At 69.4% G+C, this 1,623-nt stretch carries 3 protein-coding genes; all 3 read right to left on the bottom strand.

From position 1 onward, the window contains the following. Positions 1 to 41 precede the first annotated feature (41 nt). Positions 42 to 341: a GNAT family N-acetyltransferase gene (locus tag ACGYLA_RS19485; protein WP_132447067.1), complete on the bottom strand. Its 300-nt coding sequence runs from the start codon at positions 339 to 341 to the stop codon at positions 42 to 44. 11 nt (positions 342 to 352) lie between these two features. After that, the gene (locus ACGYLA_RS19490) at positions 353 to 1,057 is read right to left on the bottom strand and encodes an alpha/beta hydrolase (RefSeq protein ID WP_276321507.1); all 705 of its coding nucleotides are present in this window, start codon (positions 1,055 to 1,057) and stop codon (positions 353 to 355) included. Further along, a partial coding sequence (locus ACGYLA_RS19495; RefSeq protein ID WP_394434628.1) for a VOC family protein occupies positions 1,054 to 1,623 on the bottom strand: 570 nt, incomplete at its 5' end. The genes ACGYLA_RS19490 and ACGYLA_RS19495, both read right to left, overlap by 4 nt.

A 1,623-nucleotide genomic window follows, 5' to 3' on the forward strand; every position in this document is an offset into this window, starting at 1 on the left:
TTGGGTCGGGACAGGGGCTCCAGCTCATGACGTGTCTCCTTTCAGCTTTTTCGTTGCAGGACGTCCTGCCATTCGGGGTGACAGTCGATCTGTGCCTTGGCGAAGGGGCAAAGCGGCACGATCTTGCGGCCCTCGGCGCGGGCGTCCTCCACCCCGCGGCGCACCAGCGCCTCGCCGACACCGCGGCCCCGCAAGGCTTCCGGCACGCCGGTATGGTCGATGATGATCGCGCTGGCGCCGAGGCGGGAGTAGGTCATCTCGGCCTCGTGGCCCTCGACTACCGCCAGGTAGCGGCCCTTGCTGTCGCCCTCTTCGCGGGTGATCTCGATCTTGGTGTCCATGGACGCACTCCTTACCCTTCGGTGTTCAGCTGCCTGCGCAGCCAGGCGGCCTCTTCGGCGACGATACCATGTCCGGCGCCGGGCAGGATCAGCGTTTCGACCTTGGCCCCCATGTTCTGCATCACATCGGCGCTCTTCTGCACCCGCGCCAGCGGAATATGCGGATCGCGCTCGTGACAACCGAGCAGCACCGGCACATCGGCCAGCCGGCCCACATAGTCGAAGGTCTTGGCCGGACGGTCGTAGAGGTCGGCCCGCGGGGCGCCGCCCGCCTCGCCCGTGCCGACCAGCCCGCCGGAGAGCGCGGCCACCGCACGGAACGGACGCGCCAGCCGCGCTGCCGCTTCCAGCGCCAGGCATGCCCCCTGCGAAAAGCCAATCAGCGCCACGCGTGTTGGATCGAAACCCTGCTCAGACAGGTCATCGAGCAGCGAGGAGATGACGCTCAGCCCGCTGCCGAGGCCCGGTTCATTGGTCTCCAGTGGCGCCAGAAAACTCTCCGGCCACCAGGACTGCTCGGCCGCCTGCGGGGCGATCACGGCGAGATCGGGCAGCACGAGGTGGTCGGCCAGACCGGCCATATCCTCCGGCGCGCCGCCGCGGCCGTGGATCATCACCAGAGCCAGCCGCGCGCGCTCCAGCGGGGCACCCGCCGTGACCAGCCTTTGCCCCGCATGAGGACCGGTGCCGGGGGTCGCGGCCCCGAGACCACTCACGACGGCACCCGGATCTGCGGCAGCAGCTGCTCGATACGGGCGCGGTGGGCCTCGTATTTCTCGGGAAGTTTCAGCGCCTCGCCCAGATGGGCCGGATCTTCGTCCACCGCAAATCCCGGTGGATCGGTGGCGATCTCGAAGAGCACACCGCCGGGCGTGCGGAAGTAGATCGCGTCGAAATACTGCCGGTCGATGACCGGGGTGATCTGCTGGCCCGCGGCCGAGAGCCGCGCGCGCCATGCCAGCTGCTCCTCTTGGTTCCGCGCCCGAAACGCAACGTGGTGGATGGTGCCGGCGCCGGAGCGCCCGATGGCGCGGGCATCCGAGGTCATCAGGTCAACGACCGAGCCGCGCTCGGGGTCGGTCGAGCGATAGCGGATGCGGGTTTCCGTCTCGCCGGTGCCGCCCGTGGCGGTGGCCTCCTCGGCCTCGCGCACGTAGCCCATTGCCTCAAGCACCGCGGCGGTGGCCGCGACCTCCTCAAGCCAGAGGGTCACGCTGTGAAACCCCTCGTCCCGCGCGCCGCCTTCGATCACCTCGACCCGCAGCCCGTCGGGGTCACGCAG

It is taken from the genome of Sulfitobacter sp. 1A13679 (assembly GCF_043557115.1).
In the GTDB taxonomy this organism is placed as follows: Bacteria; Pseudomonadota; Alphaproteobacteria; order Rhodobacterales; family Rhodobacteraceae; genus Sulfitobacter; species Sulfitobacter faviae.